The sequence below is a fragment of the Streptomyces sp. genome (assembly GCF_031178505.1).
In the GTDB taxonomy this organism is placed as follows: Bacteria; Actinomycetota; Actinomycetes; order Streptomycetales; family Streptomycetaceae; genus Streptomyces; species Streptomyces gulbargensis.
On the sequence record NZ_JAPSIW010000890.1, the window covers coordinates 1 to 2,567 of the forward strand.

Genomic DNA, 2,567 nt, shown 5'->3' on the forward strand with positions numbered 1-2,567 from the left:
ATGTCCCGCCGCGGGACCCTGAGGCGCTCGCAGACGCCGTCGCAAAGGTGGTGGGTGACCCTGACATGGCAAGCGAACTTGGCCGCGCCGGCCATGACCGCGTCCACGCGCGCTACTCCTGGGACCGCATTGCCCTGGACACCGAGAAGGTCTACCAGCTGACGCTGAACCAGATGAACGGCAGGGCCAGCGGACGACGACGGCGCGCAGCCGCCTCCGGCGCTGCAGTACAGGACCTGCAGACGTCCGGAAGGAGCGCACAATGAACGCCGAACGCCTTGCCCTGTTCCGCCCCGGCCGTCGCCAGGGCCTGACCCCCGTCCCGGTGCTGCCCGATCCTGCACCGCTTCCCGGTGCCGGGGACACCGCGGCGCTGGACGCCGTCGTCGAGCACCTTCAACACGTATTGCCGGCGGTCGAATCCTTGATGTCCTCGGCGGGAAAGCTCGCCGACTGGGGAGTGGATCTCGCAGACCGCCTTATGCGCGGGCAGCGGCTCCTCGCTGCCGGCAACGGCGGCTCCGCAGCGGAGGCCCAGCACCTCACCGCCGAGCTGGTGGGCCGGTTTGACGGCGAACGAGAACCGTTTTCGGCGATCTCCCTCCACGCCGAGTCCTCGGCGGTCACGGCACTCGCCAACGACTACGGGTACGAGAACGTGTTTGCCCGACAGGTGCGGGCCCACGGCCGGAAGGGTGACGTTCTGATGCTGATGAGCACCAGCGGCAAGAGCCCCAACCTGCTGCTGGCGGCGGAAGCTGCCCGCGAGGTGGGAGTGACCACCTGGGCACTCACCGGAGCCGGACCGAATCCGCTGACCAACGTATGCGATGACCATGTAGCGATCGACGGACGCTCCGCCAACGCCCAGGAGGGGCACTTGATTGCGGTGCACGCTCTCTGCCGGGCTTTTGATGGCGAAGTGGCGCGTTGCCGGGAACAGGAGGGCTAGATGGTGAGAATCGTTGTGGTCGGGGACGTGCTTCTTGACCAGGATCTGAGCGGGGAAGCAACTAGGCTGACGCCGGACGCGCCGGTGCCCGTGGTAGACGTGGGCGAAACCCGTCGTCGGGCGGGCGGAGCCGGACTTGTGGCCCGTATGCTGCAGCGGCAATTCGATGGGCGGGCCGATCACCAGGTCCGTCTGGTGACTGTTCTGTCCGAGGACGACGCCGCGCCTAACCTGCGCACTGAGCTCGCGGACATTCCGCTCGTTGTCGGTCCCTCGGGGGCACCCACGCCGGTCAAGACCCGCATCCGCGCGGGGAACCAGGCTGTGGTCCGCTTCGATGAGGGCTGTGCTCAGGCTCCTGTGCCTGACGTGACCAGCGAAATGCTCGAAGCTGTGGAGGCGGCCGACGTCGTACTCGTGTCGGACTACGGGCGCGGTCTCGCCGCCAATGCGGATCTGAGGGCCTTGCTCGAACGGATCGCGCCACAGGTTCCCATTGTGTGGGACCCGCACCCCTCAGGACCGGATCCCGTGCGCGGCGTAGCCGCCGTTACTCCAAACCTTCTCGAGGCGCTGAAAGCAGCGGGCGTTGGGGGATCGGAGCAGAACGATGTTGTACGGGCTGCTGCGGACGCCGCCAAGGAACTGGAGGGCCGGTGGGGCAGCCGTGCCGTCGTCGTGACGATGGGCGACCGCGGAGCCCTGGTGCACATCCAGGGCCAGAGCGGTGAACTGCCGCATCTCATCCCCGCACCCTCGGTGAGGGTGGATGACCCCTGTGGCGCGGGTGACCGCTTCTGCGCAACGCTCGCACTGCGGCTTGGTTCGGGCGCATCGCTGACCGAAGCGACCCAGGATGCCGTGAACAGCGCGGCCGACTTCCTGGCTGCGGGCGGAGTCGCTTCCTTGCACGGTGAGCCTGCACCCACCGCGCTCCACGGCCCGGCCGTGGACGCCCTGCAGGTTGCTCACGCAACCCGCGAGGCAGGCGGCACCGTGGTGGCAACCGGAGGGTGCTTCGACCTGCTGCACGCCGGCCACGCCCGAACATTGGCGGCAGCCCGCAAGCTCGGCGACTGCCTGATTGTGTGCCTGAACTCCGACGAGTCGGTGCGCAGGCTCAAGGGACCCGAGCGGCCGATCATGGGGCAGGACGACCGCGCCGAACTGCTCGAAGCGCTCGGCTGCGTGGATGCTGTCTACATCTTCGGAGAGGACACCCCGGAGGACGCCCTCGCTACCCTCCGGCCGGATGTCTGGGTGAAGGGCGGCGACTACTCCACTGCGGAGTTGCCGGAAGCTGCGCTGCTCCGCTCCTGGGGTGGTCAGACCGTGACTGTTCCCTATATCCCCGCACGATCAACAACTTCCCTGGCCGCGGCGCTCGCCGAGGTGGGGTAACTGCAGGCATACCAACAAGAGGAGAAGATGAATGGCTGACACAGCTGCGAACACTTTCAATCCAGGGCGAGTACTTGTGACCGGAGGAGCCTCGGGCCTCGGCGCAGCAGTAGTTGCGAGCGTGCTCGACGCCGGCGGCACCCCCGTGGTGCTCGACCGCGACATCAGCGGCACATCCGGTGTGAAGGCGCTTGAGGTGGATGTATCGGACCGC

3 protein-coding genes and 1 pseudogene are annotated in these 2,567 nt (G+C 67.6%); all 4 read left to right on the forward strand.

The genetic code is table 11. The features are described from left to right. Positions 1-266 (forward strand): glycosyltransferase (locus RIF68_RS34020; RefSeq protein ID WP_375165783.1); only part of this gene is annotated, 266 nt, incomplete at its 5' end. Further along, entirely contained in the window at positions 263-952 is a 690-nt protein-coding gene (locus tag RIF68_RS34025) for an SIS domain-containing protein (RefSeq protein ID WP_375165784.1), read from the forward strand. The genes RIF68_RS34020 and RIF68_RS34025, both read left to right, overlap by 4 nt. Beyond that, positions 953-2,353 (forward strand): PfkB family carbohydrate kinase, encoded by a 1,401-nt coding sequence (locus RIF68_RS34030; protein ID WP_309055331.1) that lies wholly within the window; start codon positions 953-955, stop codon positions 2,351-2,353. Between the two features lie 31 nt (positions 2,354-2,384). Continuing rightward, positions 2,385-2,567 (forward strand): annotated as a pseudogene (locus RIF68_RS34035) (short-chain dehydrogenase); the annotation flags it as partial.